The organism is Pseudomonas sp. 478 (assembly GCF_003254125.1).
In the GTDB taxonomy this organism is placed as follows: domain Bacteria; phylum Pseudomonadota; class Gammaproteobacteria; order Pseudomonadales; family Pseudomonadaceae; genus Aquipseudomonas.
Map to the genome: position 1 here is coordinate 110,435 of NZ_QKZG01000003.1, position 17,077 is coordinate 127,511.

13 protein-coding genes are annotated in these 17,077 nt (G+C 60.7%); 12 read left to right on the forward strand and 1 reads right to left on the reverse strand.

What is annotated here, in order from left to right:
• The first annotated feature begins 267 nt into the window (after window positions 1–267).
• From DFS28_RS07390 to DFS28_RS07425, 8 genes are all read left to right on the forward strand, one after another.
• Window positions 268–666, forward strand: a complete 399-nt coding sequence (locus DFS28_RS07390) for a DUF2946 domain-containing protein (RefSeq protein WP_111449206.1) — start codon at window positions 268–270, stop codon at window positions 664–666.
• A 48-nt stretch (window positions 667–714) separates the two neighbouring features.
• The gene (locus DFS28_RS07395) at window positions 715–1,194 is read left to right on the forward strand and encodes a copper chaperone PCu(A)C (RefSeq protein WP_111449207.1); all 480 of its coding nucleotides are present in this window, start codon (window positions 715–717) and stop codon (window positions 1,192–1,194) included.
• A gap of 19 nt (window positions 1,195–1,213) precedes the next feature.
• Entirely contained in the window at window positions 1,214–1,660 is a 447-nt protein-coding gene (locus tag DFS28_RS07400; RefSeq protein ID WP_111449208.1) for a DUF2946 domain-containing protein, read from the forward strand.
• A 189-nt stretch (window positions 1,661–1,849) separates the two neighbouring features.
• Window positions 1,850–3,967: a TonB-dependent copper receptor gene (locus DFS28_RS07405; protein ID WP_111449209.1), complete on the forward strand. Its 2,118-nt coding sequence runs from the start codon at window positions 1,850–1,852 to the stop codon at window positions 3,965–3,967.
• Between the two features lie 225 nt (window positions 3,968–4,192).
• Entirely contained in the window at window positions 4,193–5,572 is a 1,380-nt protein-coding gene (locus tag DFS28_RS07410; RefSeq protein WP_111449210.1) for a PepSY domain-containing protein, read from the forward strand.
• 211 nt (window positions 5,573–5,783) lie between these two features.
• Window positions 5,784–6,572, forward strand: a complete 789-nt coding sequence (locus DFS28_RS07415; protein WP_111449211.1) for an ABC transporter ATP-binding protein — start codon at window positions 5,784–5,786, stop codon at window positions 6,570–6,572.
• A complete protein-coding gene (locus tag DFS28_RS07420; RefSeq protein ID WP_111449212.1) occupies window positions 6,569–7,516 on the forward strand; it encodes an ABC transporter substrate-binding protein in 948 nt (315 codons plus the stop codon). The genes DFS28_RS07415 and DFS28_RS07420 overlap by 4 nt, the downstream gene beginning before the upstream one ends.
• Window positions 7,513–8,523, forward strand: a complete 1,011-nt coding sequence (locus DFS28_RS07425) for an iron ABC transporter permease (RefSeq protein ID WP_111449213.1) — start codon at window positions 7,513–7,515, stop codon at window positions 8,521–8,523. Before DFS28_RS07420 ends, DFS28_RS07425 begins: the two co-directional genes overlap by 4 nt.
• Before the next feature lie 32 nt (window positions 8,524–8,555).
• Here the strand turns inward: DFS28_RS07425 and DFS28_RS07430 are convergent, their stop codons facing one another.
• A complete protein-coding gene (locus DFS28_RS07430; protein ID WP_111449214.1) occupies window positions 8,556–11,906 on the reverse strand; it encodes a hypothetical protein in 3,351 nt (1,116 codons plus the stop codon).
• 285 nt (window positions 11,907–12,191) lie between these two features.
• Between DFS28_RS07430 and urtA the strand changes: the two genes are divergently transcribed.
• The 4 genes from urtA (at window position 12,192) to urtD (ending at window position 17,069) form a co-directional block, all read left to right on the forward strand.
• The gene (gene urtA, locus DFS28_RS07435; protein ID WP_033055613.1) at window positions 12,192–13,457 is read left to right on the forward strand and encodes an urea ABC transporter substrate-binding protein; all 1,266 of its coding nucleotides are present in this window, start codon (window positions 12,192–12,194) and stop codon (window positions 13,455–13,457) included.
• Between the two features lie 161 nt (window positions 13,458–13,618).
• Window positions 13,619–15,121, forward strand: coding sequence for an urea ABC transporter permease subunit UrtB (gene urtB / locus DFS28_RS07445; RefSeq protein ID WP_111449215.1), 1,503 nt, complete (start codon window positions 13,619–13,621; stop codon window positions 15,119–15,121).
• The gene (gene urtC, locus DFS28_RS07450; RefSeq protein ID WP_111449216.1) at window positions 15,121–16,200 is read left to right on the forward strand and encodes an urea ABC transporter permease subunit UrtC; all 1,080 of its coding nucleotides are present in this window, start codon (window positions 15,121–15,123) and stop codon (window positions 16,198–16,200) included. The genes urtB and urtC overlap by 1 nt, the downstream gene beginning before the upstream one ends.
• Window positions 16,197–17,069 (forward strand): urea ABC transporter ATP-binding protein UrtD, encoded by an 873-nt coding sequence (gene urtD / locus DFS28_RS07455; RefSeq protein ID WP_111449217.1) that lies wholly within the window; start codon window positions 16,197–16,199, stop codon window positions 17,067–17,069. Before urtC ends, urtD begins: the two co-directional genes overlap by 4 nt.
• The last annotated feature ends 8 nt before the right edge of the window (window positions 17,070–17,077 follow it).

Here is a 17,077-nt window from a genome sequence, read left to right on the forward strand (position 1 = left end):
CCAAAACCTGCAACCTGATTTTATCAGCCTGAACCGTGTCTACTGTTTGCGACTGCTTCGCAGCCGAGCGGGGTGATGCGGCATTCCGACAAGCCCCCTCGCCACAGGGTTGTAGGCTAGCCTCAATTCATCCGGCATTTCCAATCGATACCGCTACACTCGCTTGAAAGTCTGCTGCGACACCACACCGCACGCCGCTTTTTTACTTATCGGCCCTGATCAGGCTAAATAGCCGCGCCTGATCCCCCACCCAACCGGATTTGTCCCATGTCCCGACAACGGCTCGCATTTGCCTGGATCGCCTGCTTCGCAGTGCTGTTCAACATGCTCGCCATGCCGATGACGGGAGCGATGGCGCAGACGGCGAAATCGCCTGCCGAGCAGGTGTTGTGGGGCAGTTTCTGTTCGTCCAGCGGCACCAGGATGGTGGCGATTTCCCTGGGCGATATCGAACAGAAAGCCCCGCAGAGTGACGATCACTCCAACATGCAACATTGCTGGTGCTGTTCAGGTTCCGCGCCACTGGTGGCGCTGCCGGGGCATGAGCCCCAACTGTACTTTGCGCAGTTCGAGGCCAATCGAAGCCTGCCTGACGCCTCTCTCGATACACCGACACCGCGCCAGCAATGGCCGAGTCTCAACCCCCGCGCTTCCCCTCTGGTGTGATTCCTTCTCGCAATTGACCTGCGTTTTGAATCGTTCTGGAGAACTGCCATGTTGAACAAACTCATCGTCCTGGCTGTGTTGCTGCTGCCTGCCTGTTTTGCCAATGCTCACGAATACAAGGCCGGGGAGCTGGAGATCGCTCATCCGTGGTCGCAGGAGTTGCCGCCCAACGCACCGACCGTTGCTGCGTATTTCGTGATTCACAATGGTGGCAAAACCGCTGACCGCTTACTCAGTGTCGATTCGCCCATTGCAGGCGAAGCTCAGTTGCACGAGCACGTCATGCAAAACGATCTGATGAAAATGCAGCAGGTGCCGAGCGTCGACATTCCTGCCGGTGGCAACGTCACCTTTGCGCCGATGGCCTACCACGTGATGCTGGTCAACCTGAAAGACCGCAGCCTGCTGAGCGATGGCAAACGCTTCCCGCTGACGATGCATTTCGAGAAGTCCGGCGACGTGACGGTCGAAGTCTCGGTGCAGAAGAAGCCGCCGGAAGACATGCAGACGCACGCCCACGCCCAGTAAACGACTGAGCAAAACGCCCATGCGCTCGCTTAGCGCCAGGTCATCCGCACACCGTCGTCAGCCGTTAAGCCTGACGCGCGGCAGCTGGATCAGCCTGTTCGCCATGTTGATGATCTTTATCGGCCCGCTGATTTCTCAGTCGATGCCGATGGATCAACGTGCCTCGATGTCCATGACTATGTCGATGGACATGAGCATGGACATGTCGGCGATGGAGCACGCCGACCACGGCGCGCAACCCGCTGCCGAGCACTGCCCGCCCAAGGCCGAACACCACGCGCTCTGGGAAAAATGTGGCTATTGCAGCCTGCTGTTCAATTGCCCGGCGCTGACCGGCGGCCAGTCCTTCGTCGCATTCGGCACGCCAAAAGCCACTACCTTCACCTCACCTTCCCCTCGCCTGGGCCACGCCCGGCAAACCTTCTTCCCCGGCGCCCGCACCCGCGCCCCGCCCATCGCCGCGTAAACCCTCACCCCGATCTCACACGGTTCGAAGACAGCCACAGTTACCTGTGGGAGCGGGCTTGCTCGCGAAGAGGGAGTGTCAGTCAACATTCATGTCGTCTGACACACCGCTTTCGCGAGCAGACTCGCCCCCACAAGGAATGCGCAGGCTGCCGGCCGTGTCGTTTACGACTGTTCGATGGAAATTGTCATGTCCAGGTTTTCTGCTGACACACGCTTGAGCGCTGCCCAAGCTTCTTTTGCCCCGAACGAATCCAGCATTCGTTTCAGGCACGCCACCGCCTTCCTTTGCGGTGCACTGCTGACCCCCATGGTGCTGGCCGATGAACACGCCGGCCACAGTGAAGAATTGAGCCCAACGGTGATCACCGCCATCGCGCCGAGTTCGCCACTGACCATCGTCACCAATCCCAAGGATCCGCGCCAACCGGTGCCGGCCAGTGACGGTGGCGACTATCTGAAAACCATCCCCGGCTTCGCCCTGGTGCGCAATGGCGGCACCAACGGCGACCCGGTGCTGCGCGGCATGTTCGGCTCGCGGCTGAACATCCTTACTAACGGCGGCCAGTTGCTTGGCGCCTGCCCCGGCCGAATGGATGCACCGACCTCATACATCTCGCCGGAAACCTACGACAAACTCACCGTGATCAAAGGCCCGCAAACTGTGCTCTGGGGACCAGGCGCGTCGGCCGGGACCATCCTCTTCGACCGTGAGCCGGAAAGCTTCGGCGAACTCGGCACGCGGGTGAACGCCAGCGTGCTGGCGGGCTCCAACGGCCGTTTCGACAAAGTGGTGGACGCTGCTGCCGGCGGGCCATTGGGTTACGTGCGAGTGATCGGCAACACCGCGCAGGCCGACGACTACCGGGACGGTAACAACGACACCGTGCCGTCGCGCTATGACAAATGGAACGGCGACGTCGCGGTGGGCTGGACCCCGGACGCCGACACCCTGCTGGAACTCACCGCTGGCAAGGGCGATGGCGAAGCGCGTTACGCCGGACGCGGCATGGACGGCTCGCAGTTCAAGCGCGAAAGCCTGGGCCTGCGTTTCGAGCAGTCGAACATCGGCGACGTGCTGGACAAGGTCGAGGCGCAGGTTTACTACAACTACGCCGACCACGTGATGGACAACTACACCCTGCGCACGCCGTCCGGCACCGGCATGATGGCCGGTCCCATGGCCTCCAACGTCGACCGTCGAACCCTCGGCGCACGGATCAAAGCCACGTGGCGCTGGGCCGACGTGCAATTGATCAGCGGCATCGATGCGCAGACCAGCGAACATCGCCAGCGCAGCGCCATGGGCATTGACGTCTACAAGGACTTGCCGCGCAACAAGGATGCCGACTTCCACAACTACGGCGTGTTCAGCGAATTGACCTGGTACGCCGCCGACCGTGACCGGCTGATTACCGGCGCGCGCCTGGACCGTGCCTCGGCCAAGGATTTCCGGCAGACCACTGGCTCCGGAATGATGGCGCGCCCCAACCCAACCGCCGACGACACCCGTGCCGACACACTGCCAAGCGGCTTCGTCCGTTACGAGCATGACCTGGCCGACAGCCCGACCACGCTGTATGCCGGCCTCGGTCACACCCAGCGTTTCCCGGATTACTGGGAGCTGTTTTCACCCAAGTCCGGCCCCGCCGGCTCGGTGAATGCCTTCGATTCGATCAAGCCTGAAAAAACCACCCAGCTCGACTTCGGCCTGCAATACAAGACCGAAGACCTCGAAGCCTGGGCCTCGGGTTACGTCGGGCAGGTGCGCGACTACATCCTGTTCAACTACACGCCAACAATGATGGGCACGACCTCGCAAGCACAGAACATCGACGCACGAATCATGGGCGGCGAATTGGGTGCGGCCTACAAGCTGACCAGCCACTGGAAAGCCGATGCAACCCTGGCCTACGCCTGGGGCAAGAACAGCAGCGACGGCAACGCACTGCCGCAAATGCCGCCGCTGGACGCACGTTTCGGCCTGACCTACAGCGAAGACAACTGGAGCGCCGGGGCCTTGTGGCGGGTGGTTGCGGCGCAAAACCGCATCGACCAGAACAAGGGCAACGTGGTCGGCAAGGACTTCGACAAGACCTCGGGGTTTGGCGTGTTCTCGCTCAATGGCGCGTACCGGATCAACCAAAACTGGAAGGTCAGCACGGGCGTCGACAACCTGTTCGGCAAGGCGTACGCCGAGCACTTGAACCTGGCCGGCAACGCCGGTTTCGGCTACCCGGCCAATGACCCGCAAGCCATTAAAGAACCGGGGCGCACGCTCTGGACCAAGGTGGACATGAGCTTCTAAACGCATCGTCGGAGCGCCGTCCGGAACAACCTCGCTCCCACAGGTTAAACACCGGCCATGTGGGAGCGGGCTTGCTCGCGAAAGCGATGTATCAGGCGACATTGATGTCGGCTATGCCGCCGTCTTCGCGAGCAAGCCCGCTCCCACAGGGGGCCGGTGTTCAACCCTTGTTTGCGATCAATTACCCAACAACTAAAAGACCCATGCCAAAGCGGAGCACACGTGATGAAACAGCCCAAACCAAATTTCTACAACCTGGCCTGGCGCTGGCATTTCTATGCCGGTCTGTTCGTCGCGCCTTTCATGGTGATGCTGGCCCTGACCGGCATCATTTACCTGTTCAAGCCGCAACTTGACCCGTTGATGTACGCCAGCTTGCTGAACGTCCCGGCCGGGAATCACAGCGTCCCGGCCGATGACCTGCTCAAGCGGGTGAAAGAGGCTTACCCTCAAGCCACGATCAAGCAGTATTTGCCGCCGGTCAACGCCGAACGCAGCGCGCAATTTGTCGTGCTCGATGGCGGTAACGAGCTCAACGTTTTCGTCGATCCCTACCACGGCGATGTCCTCGGCGAGCAAGACGCGAAAAAGAATCTGCAAGCCGTTGCGCGAGCGATTCATGGCGAATTGATGATCGGCACCGTCGGTGATCGACTGATCGAACTGGCCGCCGGTTGGGGCGTGGTGTTGGTGGTCTCCGGCGTCTTTCTGTGGTGGCCGCGCGGCCAGGCGGCCGGCATCCTGTGGCCACGCTTGAGCAGTCGCGGTCGAGTGCTCTGGCGTGACCTGCACGCGGTGACCGGATTCTGGGGCGCCTCGTTGCTGCTGGTGATGCTGCTCAGCGGCATGACCTGGACCGGGTTCTGGGGCAAGCAATACGCGCAAGTGTGGAACGTCTTTCCGGCCGCGATGTGGGACAACGTGCCCACGTCCGATGTCGAGGCCCGCAGCCTCAACACCGCCCCCCGCCAGACCGTGCCTTGGGCGATGGAAAACACACCGATGCCAATGTCCGGCGACCACGCCGAACACATGGCCCACAGCGGCACGCTAGCGGGTCCCGCCGCACCGACCATCAGCCTGCAAGACGTGCAGGACATCGCCGTGCAACGCCAGGTCGAACCGGGCTACAGCATCACTTTCCCAACCACCGCGACTGGCGTGTTCACCATCGCCGTGTTCGCCGACGACCCGCGCAACGACGCCACGCTGCATGTGGACCAGTACACCGGCGACGTCCTCGCCGACGTGCGTTTCGAGCAGTACGGCGCCGTCGCCCGTGCAACAGAAATCGGCGTGATGTTGCACGAAGGCAAAATGTTCGGCCCGCTCAATCAGATCATCATTCTGCTGATCTGCCTGATGATTCTGCTCAGCGCCGTCAGCGGTGTGGTGATCTGGTGGAAGCGCCGTCCACTAGGAAAATTCGGTGTTCCGCCGCTGCGCCACGACTTGCCGAAATGGAAAACCGCGATGGTCATCATGTTCGCACTGGCGGTGGCGTTCCCGTTGGTGGGCGCGTCCCTAGTGGTGGTCTGGCTGCTCGATCGGGTGCTGCTGTCGCGATTCAATCGGCAAACTGAATCGGCCTCACCTTCATCATGAAACAGGCGAGATGCGCGGCCTAGAGGGATCTGTAGACTTCCCGCGCTTATCTCCCGGTCATTTTCAGTGTTACTGTGTAACGCAAAATGCCGTCCTGATCCAATGGCCCCTTCGCGAGCAAGCCCGCTCCCACATTAGATCGCATTCCAGTGTGGGAGCGGGCTTGCTCGCGAAAGCGTCATCAGCATCACCAATATCTCAGAGCAAATGCATGACCTCGCTGAACCTCACAAACCTCGCCTGGACACCCTTGGGCCACGGCCATTGTCATCACCAGTTTCAACTGCGTGATGCAACCTTGCACGTGCTCCCCGGCGAGTTCGTCGGCCTGATCGGGCCCAACGGCAGCGGCAAAACCAGTCTGCTGCGCTGTGCCTGGCGCTTCAGCAAACCCGAGCGCGGCGAGGTCAAGCTCGACCACCACAACGTCTGGAAGCAATCCTCGCGCTGGTGCGCGCAACGCATCGCCGTGGTCCTGCAGGAATTCCCCGACGCCTTCGGCCTCACCGTCGACGAAGTCGTCGCCATGGGCCGAACCCCGCACAAAGGCCTGTTCGACGGCGACACCCTGGAGGACAGAAAACTCGCCACCCAGGCCCTCGAATCAGTCGGTCTGAAAGGCTTCGAGGATCATGCCTTCGCCACCCTCTCCGGCGGTGAAAAACAGCGCGTGATCCTCGCCCGCGCCCTGGCTCAGCAACCGCAAATGCTGATCCTCGACGAGCCGACCAATCACCTCGACCCGCGGTATCAGCTCGAACTGCTGCAGCTGGTCAAACGCCTGAAGATCGGCACCCTGGCGAGCATCCACGACCTCAATCTTGCGGCTGCTTTCTGTGATCGGCTGTACGTGATCAATCATGGCCGCATCGTCGCCAGCGGCACGCCGAAAGAAGTCCTGACCGCGCCACTGCTGTGCGACGTGTTTGGCGTCGAAGCGCTGATCGATGAACATCCCTTGCACGGCTACCCACGAATTACCTGGATTACCCAACCATGACTTTGCGTTACCTGCTTTGCGCCGCTCTGTTGCTGGGCAATGCCCAAGCATTTGCCGAGGCCACGCGTTACCCGCTGACGATTCAGAGCTGCAACCGCGAAGTGACCTTCAAGCAAGCACCGAAACACGCGGTCAGCCACGACATCAACATGACCCAGATGATGCTCGCCCTCGGCCTGAAATCCAGCATGGCCGGGTATAGCGGTGTGACCGGCTGGAAGTCGGTCACGCCCCAGATGCAGACCATCCTCAATGGCTTGCCAGAGTTGGCGGCCAAGTACCCGTCGGTGGAAACCCTGCTCAACGCCAACGTTGATTTCTTCTTCGCTGGCTGGGATTACGGCATGCGCGTGGGCGGTGACCTCACACCGCAAACGTTGCAGCCGCTGGGCATCGATGTCTACGAGTTGACCGAGTCCTGCGCGTTCGTGATGAAGCGTCCGCCGGCCAGCCTGGAAGACACCTACAACGACCTGCGCAACCTCGGCAAAATCTTCGACGTGCAGAATCGCGCCAATGCCTTGATCGCCCAGATGCAATCGCAGGTCGCCGACGTGCGCAAGGATCTGCCGGCAGTCAAACCTCGGGTGTTCCTCTATGACAGCGGTGAGGACCGGGCTATGACGTCCGGTCGCCTCGGTATGCCGCAAGCGCTGATCGACGCCGCTGGCGGGCGTAACATTCTCGACGACGTCGAAGCGAGCTGGACCCGGGTCAATTGGGAGAACGTGGTCGAGCGCAATCCGCAGGTGATCGTCATCGTTGATTACGGCGAAGTCACCGCCGAACAGAAAGAGCAATTTCTGCTGAAAAACCAGGCGCTGCAATCGGTGGACGCGATCAAGAACCGGCGCTTCATCGTGATTCCATATGTGCAGGCCACGCCGGGGATCGACAACGTGCTGGCGGTCGAAACCCTGGCCAAGGGATTGCGCGGCGAATGATCAATCGTCGCTACGCCTTGTTGCTGGTGGCCCTCGGCGTGTTGTTGCTGGTGTCGTGCGTGGTGTCGCTGGGCTTTGGCCCGGCGCGGGTGCCGGTGGAGGTGGTGTGGCGGATTCTGTTGCACAAGATGTTCGGTGTCGGCGTGCCGGACTGGGCCGCCGGGCAGGAACACATCGTCTGGCTGATACGCGTGCCGCGTATGCTATTGGGTGCGCTGGTGGGTGCCGGGCTGGCGCTGATCGGTGCGGTGCTGCAAGCGGTGACGCGCAATCCGCTGGCCGACCCGCATTTGCTCGGGGTCACCTCCGGCGCGACCCTCGGTGCGGTGATCGTGGTGCTGCATGTCGGTGAAATGGTTGGTCTGCTGACCTTGCCGATCGCCGCGTTTATCGGCGCGTTACTGAGCATGCTGATCGTGCTGATGATCGCTAACCGCAACGGGCGTCTGGACAGTGATCGGCTGCTGTTATGCGGCGTGGCGGTGTCCTTTGTGATGATGGCGATCGCCAATCTGCTGCTGTTTCTTGGCGACCATCGCGCGAGTTCGGCGGTGATGTTCTGGATGCTCGGCGGGCTGGGGTTGGCGCGCTGGGAATTGCTCGCGGTGCCGGCGGCCAGCGTATTGCTGGGGCTGGTGTTGCTGCTGGGCATGGCTCGACCGTTGAATGCGTTGATGGCCGGCGAACAGACCGCCGTAACCCTAGGCCTCAATGCTCGCACCGTGCGCTTGCGGGTGTTTTTGATTGCGTCGCTGATGACTGGGGTGCTGGTGTCCATCAGTGGTTCCATCGGGTTTGTCGGGCTGATGGTGCCGCATATCGCACGTCGGCTGGTCGGGGCCGAACACCGGCGATTGCTGCCGGTGTGCGTGCTGTTGGGCAGTGTGTTTCTGGTGTGGGTCGATGTCGCCGCCCGCACCCTGATCGCCCCCGAGGATTTGCCGATCGGCGTGGCCACGGCGGCGATTGGCGGGTTGTTTTTTATCGGTCTGATGCGCAGGCGCTGATGCCAACGGTTGTGACCGGTCCCCCGCCCCTCTTACAACTCATCCCGCGTGGGGTGGGGAGAGACATCCGGAATCTGTTGGCGTTTGATGCTCCAGTCGGAGCCCAGGCGCCTGGCCTGATTCCAGAAATACGCAGGCTTGAGCACCTGCAAATTGCCGATGTCCGCCAGACGGGTAATAAACACATCGGTCGACAGCACGGTGGCCCACTTTCCTTCGACGAGCTGAACGGGCTGGGTCAGCAGCAATGTTCGCTCCGAGGCTGAATAGGTTGGCGTGTATTTAAGCAATGCTCCATAACGCGTCGAATAGTAGTAGGCGTTGATATCGAACCCTTTGGCTTTCAAGGCATGGGTGTGCGCATGCACCTGGGCTGGAGAGGCGAAGTTTGCGTCAGTTGCATCGGAGCGTTCGGCCAGTGTCGAGCCTGCGGCCTGGAAAAGCTGATGGCCGGCCACCAATGTGTAGCCGTCGGGAAAACGTGGCGGCTTATTGCGCGGTGAGGTCAAGGGATCACTCGCAATACGGAAAATTCGCTTGATGGCTTCATTGGGATACCCAGGGTCTGCAATGGGCTCCAGTGCCACAAAGGAATTGCTGCCGGGGCTGCTCAAAATCCCGCTGGCGTGTACCGTCGTTTGACTCTCGTGACTGTCCAGCCGCGACTGCGCATAAAGGGCCGCGTCGTCAGGATGATGGAACATCGGCCCCAAGGCTGGCGCAGGGCTGTTTGCCCACTGCTCATCGACGGAAACAGAAGGCATGCGGGGCCGCCAGTTCTGGCCCACTTTGCCTTTTCGGGACCAATAGGCGCTGGTCACCAGGACCTCCAGTTCTCCGGACTTGGCCATTCGCTGGATGTAACGGCTCAGCCTGAACCTGCCCTCGCCGATGTCCTTCCAGTCACGCTGTGCGTGCTCAAGCGCGGCAAACGGATTGTCCTTGAATTCGTACTGGCCGAATTTGTCCCGCGAAAGGTCCGGGTCGAAGGGGCTGAGCACCAATCGCAACAAGGCACCATCGGCGCAGGAGAAATAAATCGGTCTGAAGCCATGGGGCGTTCGCGCAGCGTCACGGGCCAGACTCACGTCCATGGGGGAAAGGAAATGTCGGTAATCATCGTCCGACAGCTTTTGCGGCGCTTGCCCCGCGCACAGGTGAATCGCGCTGCTGACGTGGGAAGAAGGGAGTACACCGGGAAAGATTCGCTCATACGCCAACCATGTGCCTTGCACGTCAATGGGCAGGGTCGCAATGAAGGCGCCGGTACGGGTATTTTTCAGAATGAATCCAAAACCTGTCGCTGAACGATTGCGTGCATGTTCATGAGCGAAACAGGCCGCATCCTGTTCTCGAAGGTACATCGGGCTGCAGGCCGGTTCGGCAACCGCTCGTGCATAGCCGGAAGTTAGCGCGGCGGCCGGGGGATAGGCTTCAAATTCTGTCACGGTATGAGCCGGGCCCCATAGCGGGCTCCCTGAAACCACTTGCAGGTAACCGGACTTTGCCAGGCTTTTTACCCAGTTTGTCGGTGACAGCGACCCCCGATAGATTTGCTCCTTGATCGATGCGGCATCCAGCTCTCGCCCCGGCTTGCCCGAAGTGCCCAGGGCAATGGCCAGGTCGGCTTTGAATCGTGCCCATAACCCGGCCCGATAACGAATGGTCGCGCCGTCCGGCGCCAGAAAGTATTCATCGAGCGTTTGCCCTTCACGGGTGAATGCGGTGTACGCGACATCGGCGGAGAGCATGTTGAGATACACCTCCTTGTCGACTGTCGACAGCAGCACCGGCAACTCGCGAGGCACTCGGGAGCGATAGCGCGCCACCACCGAACACCCCGCCGGAAACTGGCCAAGCGTCACGGCTTCGTCCGGGAAGACCCACGGGATACCAAAGTCCTCTCGCAGGATAGCGATCGGATCGGTGGCCACAAAAAAACCATCGGCTCGTTTCAGGATCACACCGCCAAACGCCTTGACGCTACCGCTCGGTATTTGCGAACGCGCATGCAGAGCCGCATCATCAGCCGTCAGAAATACCGGGCCAAGGGTGCGCCGTTGCAGGTTCATGCTCGACTGCCAGTACTTGTCGACCATCCCTTTACTGTCCCAGCAGACATTGGTGCGCATCACCTGCAACGCACCGCTGTTGGCGACCACTCTGACAAAACCCGTCGGGGTCAGCACACCACTGGCCAGGTTTTTCTGGATATCCTCCAGCCCCATGCCGGGGGTGTCGTTGTCGAACAGCTTGGTGCCCTTGCGCGGGACGTATTTGAGCAGGGCTCCGTCCTGAGTCGAAATGTAGAGAGGAATGACCCTGTCCGGGTCCAGCACCGGACGTTTATTGGAGTCATAAACCACCACAAACAGATCCTTGGGCACAATGAAGTGGTGCGCCAGCCAGCGTCTGGCGGGGTCGCGGGCGTGCTTGACCCGTTGGCGCGAATAGTAAAAAGCGTGGAGCTTGAATGACTCGGGATAGTCATAGTCCCCGGCCTTGCGGGAAATGCCAAACAGGCTGCGCAACGAGTAAAGCTTGTCTCTCCCATCGCTGACCGGGACCAGTTCAGTGGCGATGTATTCTTCCTTACCTTGTTGTTTGAGGATGAATCCGAACCAGGTCCGTTCTTCGTCATGCAGCTCGGTGTCTTTGGCGTAGCGCTCCAGTGCCGCCTCATCGACTGACCGGGAAACCGCACCAAACGACACCCGCTGCGGCACGCTACGTTCCCACGGACCGGCCGCGACAGGGCCGGTTATTCTTCCCCGGGGCCGCCAGCGGCCGTTGCTGACAAGGACTTGTAAATCACCGGCCGCCGCTGCCTCCTCGACGAATTGTTCCGGTTTGATGACTCCCGTCTTCATTCCCAGGGCAAACACGCCAGGGGCGGCCTCGGTGCCCAGTTGCGCCAGCAGGCTCGACGTACCACGCCTGTCGGGAGTGAAACCGATCAGGCTGTTTTCCGCCCCTGAAAGATAAGCCGGCAGACCGCTCCGCAGGCTGTTGCGCAGTTCGTCAACGCTGAACATCAACAGGCTGGTCGCGGCGTCTTCGACAGTCCACTTCAGCTGAGTAACCTTGGCTACGTCGAGCGTCGAAAGCGCAGGATGCGAATAGAAACGACTGTGCAAGACATGCTTGTCGGGGATCACCTTGTGATGGGAAGTCATGCTGACCGGATGCCCGGTCAGGTCGGTGAGCACAAACCGCTGATCGTTTCGCTGAAGGATATAGCCGTAATACCCGCGGTTACGGTGGCGGCCGATTCGCTCATGGGCATAACGAGCGGCATCGTCCGCCGAAAGAAACGCCCTTTCCAATAGGTTCAGTGCCGATCCCGACGGGGTCGGCGCGAGTTGTTGGGGTTGTTCGTCCATGCAGTGGAACTCCATTGAGTCATTCAAGGGTGGTCCTCACTCTCGCACCGCAAAGCATTGCGCAGGCGGTACATAGTTACTACTTCGTGCGCTCGGCACCACTTGGACGCATCGCCGTGCACGCAAGCGTTTTTATGCCCGCTCACGGTGCAACAAGTAGCTGCGCCGAACGTTTTCACCCCCGCGCAAAAGCACTTGCGGTGTTAGGCACAGCCCTTGCTAAAGACCCTTCAGTAGTCCGCATCTGCCAACCAAGAAAATTCATAAGTTCATGGAGATCGCACAATGAAGCGTCGCAGCTTGATCAAGGCTTTCACACTCTCGGCAAGCATTGCCGCGATGGGCATGACCTGGAGCCTCCAGGCCGCCGAGACCATCAAGGTCGGTATTCTGCATTCGTTGTCCGGGACCATGGCGATCTCCGAAACCTCGCTCAAAGACATGGCGCTGATGACCATCGACGAGATCAACGCCAAGGGCGGCGTGAACGGCAAGATGCTGGAACCGGTGGTGGTCGACCCGGCATCGAACTGGCCGCTGTTCGCCGAAAAGGGCCGTCAGTTGCTGACCCAGGACAAAGTCGCCGTGGTGTTCGGTTGCTGGACGTCGGTGTCGCGTAAATCGGTGTTGCCGGTGTTCGAGGAGCTCAACGGCCTGCTGTTCTACCCGGTGCAGTACGAAGGTGAAGAGATGTCGCCGAACGTGTTCTACACCGGCGCCGCGCCGAACCAGCAAGCGATCCCGGCGGTGGAGTACCTGATGAGTGAAGAAGGTGGTAGCGCCAAGCGTTACTTCCTGTTGGGCACCGACTACGTCTACCCGCGCACCACCAACAAAATCCTGCGCTCGTTCCTGCACTCCAAAGGTGTGGCGGACAAGGACATCGAAGAGGTCTACACCCCGTTCGGTCATAGCGATTACCAAACCATCGTGGCCAACATCAAAAAATTCTCGGCCGGTGGCAAGACTGCGGTCATCTCCACCGTCAACGGCGACTCCAACGTGCCGTTCTATAAAGAGTTGGCCAACCAGGGCTTGAAAGCCACCGACGTTCCGGTCGTGGCGTTCTCGGTCGGCGAAGAAGAACTGCGCGGCATCGACACCAAACCGCTGGTGGGCAACCTCGCGGCCTGGAACTACTTCGAGTCAGTCGAGAACCCGGCGAACAAGAAGTTCGTTGCCGACTGGAAAGCCTACGCCAAGAAACACAACTTGCCGGGCGCCGACAAAGCGGTGACCAACGACCCGATGGAAGCCACGTACGTGGGCATCCACATGTGGGCGCAAGCGGCTGAGAAAGCCAAGTCCACCGACGTCGACAAAGTCCGCGAGGCCCTTGCCGGCCAGACCTTTGCTGCGCCGTCGGGTTACACGCTGACCATGGACAAGACCAACCACCACCTGCACAAACCGGTGATGATCGGCGAGATTCAGGCGGACGGTCAGTTCAACGTGGTGTGGCAGACCGAAGGGCCAATCCGTGCCGAGCCGTGGAGCCCGTTCATCTCGGGTAACGACAAGAAGCCGGATTATGCGGTGAAGAGCAACTGAGTCACTGGTTGTCGGACCGAGCCCCAAGCCCGGGCCCGACACAAATCCCTGTGGGAGCGGGCTTGCTCGCGAAGACGGCGGCACATCCAACATCCATGTGTCTGACACACCGCATTCGCGAGCAAGCCCGCTCCCACATAGTCCGCGCAAGGCGACTCTTTATGCCCACTGCCCTTTACCGTTTCATCCTCGCCCTCGCGCTCTTACTGCCGATGGCCGCGCATTCTGGCGACGCCGAAGACTTCGTCGTCGCCAATCCCATGCAGCAAGCCAGGCTTCTGGAAGCCTGGGCCGCGCAGCCCGATCCGGCCCGTATCGAGCTGATCAACGCCCTGCAGCAAGGCGAGTTGACCGTCGACGGCCAACCGAAAACCCTGCGCCTGAACAACCGCCTGCGGGGTCTGATCGACACCGCACTGGCCAGCCACCAATTACTCGCCACCGACGCCAAAACCCGTCTGGCCGCCGCGCAACAATTACAGAAAAGCGCCAAGCCGGCGCAGTTGAAATTCCTCGACCAGCAACTGGCTGGCGAAAAAGATGAAAGTGTTCACGCCGCTTTAAGCCTGGCCCTGGCCAATCTGCAACTGGTCGATGCTGACCCGGCCGTACGCCTCGCCGCTGTGCGTCTGCTGGGTGAAACCGGTGATCCGCTGGCTCGCACCCGCCTCGAAAGTCTGCTGCAACCCGGTGTCGAAGCCGACGCAGGCGTACGCACCGCTGCCGAAACCAGTCTGGCCCAGGTCAAACGCAAACTGCTGATCGGCGAGGTTCTCGGCCAGGCTTTTAGCGGCATGTCGCTGGGTTCGATCCTGCTGCTTGCGGCCCTCGGTCTGGCGATCACCTTCGGCCTGCTCGGCGTGATCAACATGGCTCACGGCGAGATGCTGATGCTCGGCGCCTACTCGACGTACGTGGTGCAACTGATGTTCCAGCGCTTCGCCCCGCAAGCCATCGAGTTCTATCCGCTGATCGCGTTGCCGGTGGCGTTTTTTGTCACCGCCGCCATCGGCATGGCGCTGGAGCGCACGGTGATTCGCCACCTCTACGGCCGCCCTCTGGAAACCCTGCTCGCCACGTGGGGCATCAGCCTCATGCTGATTCAGCTTGTTCGGTTGGTGTTCGGCGCGCAGAACGTCGAAGTGGCCAACCCGGCGTGGCTATCGGGCGGGATTCAAGTTCTGCCGAATCTGGTGCTGCCGTACAACCGCATCGTCATCATCGCCTTCGCGCTGTTTGTGGTGGTGCTGACCTGGTTGCTGCTGAACAAAACTCGCCTTGGCTTGAACGTGCGTGCCGTCACCCAGAACCGCAACATGGCCGCCTGCTGTGGCGTGCCGACCGGGCGCGTGGACATGCTCGCCTTCGGCCTCGGCTCGGGCATCGCTGGCCTTGGTGGCGTAGCCCTCAGCCAGATCGGCAACGTCGGCCCGGACCTCGGCCAGAGCTACATCATCGACTCGTTCCTGGTGGTGGTGCTCGGTGGCGTTGGTCAGTTGGCCGGTAGCGTGCTGGCAGCGTTCGGCCTTGGCATCGCCAACAAGATTCTCGAACCGCAGATCGGTGCCGTGCTCGGCAAGATCCTGATCCTCGCGCTGATCATTCTGTTTATCCAGAAACGTCCGCAAGGCCTCTTCGCACTGAAAGGACGGGTGATCGACTGATGAATCAGCCCCTGCTCGTTACCGCAACACAAAAAGCCGGTCCCAAAGTCACGATCGCCGTTGGCGCGGTGATCCTCGTTCTGTTGCTGGCGTTGCCGCTACTGTCGTTGTTGTCGCCGGACAGCGCATTTCACGTCTCGGCTTACACGCTGACGCTGGTGGGCAAGATTCTTTGCTACGCCATCGTCGCCCTCGCGCTGGATCTGGTCTGGGGATACGCCGGTCTGTTATCCCTTGGTCACGGTTTGTTCTTTGCCCTCGGCGGTTATGCGATGGGCATGTACCTGATGCGCCAGGCCTCGGGCGATGGCTTGCCAGCGTTCATGACCTTTCTGTCGTGGACCGAATTACCGTGGTACTGGATCGGCACCAGCAGCTTCCTCTGGTCGATGTGTCTGGTGGTATTGGCGCCAGGGTTGCTGGCGCTGGTGTTCGGCTTCTTCGCCTTCCGCTCGCGGATCAAGGGCGTGTATTTCTCGATCATGACCCAGGCCCTGACCTTCGCCGGGATGCTCCTGTTCTTCCGCAACGAAACCGGGTTTGGCGGTAACAACGGCTTCACCAATTTCCGCACCATTCTGGGCTTCGGCATCACGGAACCGGGGACTCGCGCGGTGCTGTTTTTCGCCACCGTGGTGTTGCTGGTGGCGAGCCTGTTCATCGGCTGGCGTCTGGCGCAGAGCAAGTTCGGCCGGGTGCTGACCGCCCTGCGCGATGCGGAAAACCGCCTGATGTTCTGCGGCTACGACCCGCGCGGTTTCAAGCTGTTTGTTTGGGTGTTGAGCGCAGTGTTGTGCGGCCTGGCCGGCGCGTTGTATGTGCCGCAAGTCGGGATCATCAACCCGAGTGAAATGTCGCCGACCAACTCCATCGAGGCCGCCGTGTGGGTGGCGCTGGGCGGTCGAGGTACGCTGATCGGCCCGCTGCTCGGTGCCGGGGTGGTCAACGGAATGAAGAGCTGGTTCACCGTGGCGTTCCCGGAATACTGGCTGTTCTTCCTTGGCGCATTGTTCATCGTCGTGACCTTGTACCTGCCCAAAGGCGTGATCGGTCTGCTGAAAAAAAGAGGTGAACAATGAGAGTCACTGCAACGGCTGAATTCATGCTCGAACCGGCTTTTTTTCCACCACTGGAACCCAACCGGGACGCCGGCAGCAGCCGTGACGCTATTGGCCTCGGCCAGCGCGCCAGCCCCGGCCTGAACACGCGCCACGGCACGATCCTGACCCTGGAAGACATCAGCGTCAGCTTCGATGGCTTCAAGGCGCTGAACAATCTGAATCTGTACATCGGCGTCGGCGAATTGCGCTGCATCATCGGCCCCAACGGCGCGGGCAAGACCACCCTGATGGACGTGATCACCGGCAAGACCCGCCCCAGTCACGGCAAGGCCTGGTTCGGTGAAACTCTCGACCTGACGCAGATGAGCGAAGTGCAAATCGCCCAGGCCGGCATCGGTCGCAAGTTCCAGAAGCCGACAGTGTTCGAAGCCTTGAGCGTTTTTGAAAACCTGGAACTGGCGCAGAAAACCGACAAATCGGTGTGGGCCAGCCTGCGGGCGCGCCTGAGTGGCGAACAGAAAGATCGCATCAGCGAGGTGCTGGACACCATTCGCCTGACCCCGTCGGTCAATCGCCCGGCGGGCTTGTTGTCCCACGGTCAGAAGCAGTTTCTGGAAATCGGCATGTTGCTGATGCAGGACCCGCAACTCTTGTTGCTCGACGAGCCGGTGGCGGGCATGACCGACGCCGAAACCGAATTCACTGCCGAACTGTTCAAGCGCCTGGCGGGCAAGCATTCGCTGATGGTGGTGGAACACGACATGGGTTTTGTCGGCTCCATCGCCGACCACGTCACCGTGTTGCACCAGGGCAGCGTGCTGGCCGAAGGGTCGCTGGAGCAGGTGCAGGACAACGAGCGCGTGATCGAGGTTTATTTAGGCCGATAGACCTGCAA

Excerpts from the sequence above, each read along its gene's own strand:
- DFS28_RS07425 (WP_111449213.1), top strand. The coding sequence starts at position 7,513 with ATGATCAATCGTCGCTACGCCTTGTTGCTGGTGGCCCTCGGCGTGTTG.
- DFS28_RS07390 (WP_111449206.1), top strand. The coding sequence starts at position 268 with ATGTCCCGACAACGGCTCGCATTTGCCTGGATCGCCTGCTTCGCAGTG.
- DFS28_RS07395 (WP_111449207.1), top strand. The coding sequence starts at position 715 with ATGTTGAACAAACTCATCGTCCTGGCTGTGTTGCTGCTGCCTGCCTGT.
- DFS28_RS07400 (WP_111449208.1), top strand. The coding sequence starts at position 1,214 with ATGCGCTCGCTTAGCGCCAGGTCATCCGCACACCGTCGTCAGCCGTTA.
- DFS28_RS07410 (WP_111449210.1), top strand. The coding sequence starts at position 4,193 with ATGAAACAGCCCAAACCAAATTTCTACAACCTGGCCTGGCGCTGGCAT.
- urtD (WP_111449217.1), top strand. The coding sequence starts at position 16,197 with ATGAGAGTCACTGCAACGGCTGAATTCATGCTCGAACCGGCTTTTTTT.
- DFS28_RS07430 (WP_111449214.1), bottom strand. The coding sequence starts at position 11,906 with ATGGACGAACAACCCCAACAACTCGCGCCGACCCCGTCGGGATCGGCA.
- urtB (WP_111449215.1), top strand. The coding sequence starts at position 13,619 with ATGCCCACTGCCCTTTACCGTTTCATCCTCGCCCTCGCGCTCTTACTG.
- DFS28_RS07420 (WP_111449212.1), top strand. The coding sequence starts at position 6,569 with ATGACTTTGCGTTACCTGCTTTGCGCCGCTCTGTTGCTGGGCAATGCC.
- DFS28_RS07405 (WP_111449209.1), top strand. The coding sequence starts at position 1,850 with ATGTCCAGGTTTTCTGCTGACACACGCTTGAGCGCTGCCCAAGCTTCT.
- DFS28_RS07415 (WP_111449211.1), top strand. The coding sequence starts at position 5,784 with ATGACCTCGCTGAACCTCACAAACCTCGCCTGGACACCCTTGGGCCAC.
- urtC (WP_111449216.1), top strand. The coding sequence starts at position 15,121 with ATGAATCAGCCCCTGCTCGTTACCGCAACACAAAAAGCCGGTCCCAAA.
- urtA (WP_033055613.1), top strand. The coding sequence starts at position 12,192 with ATGAAGCGTCGCAGCTTGATCAAGGCTTTCACACTCTCGGCAAGCATT.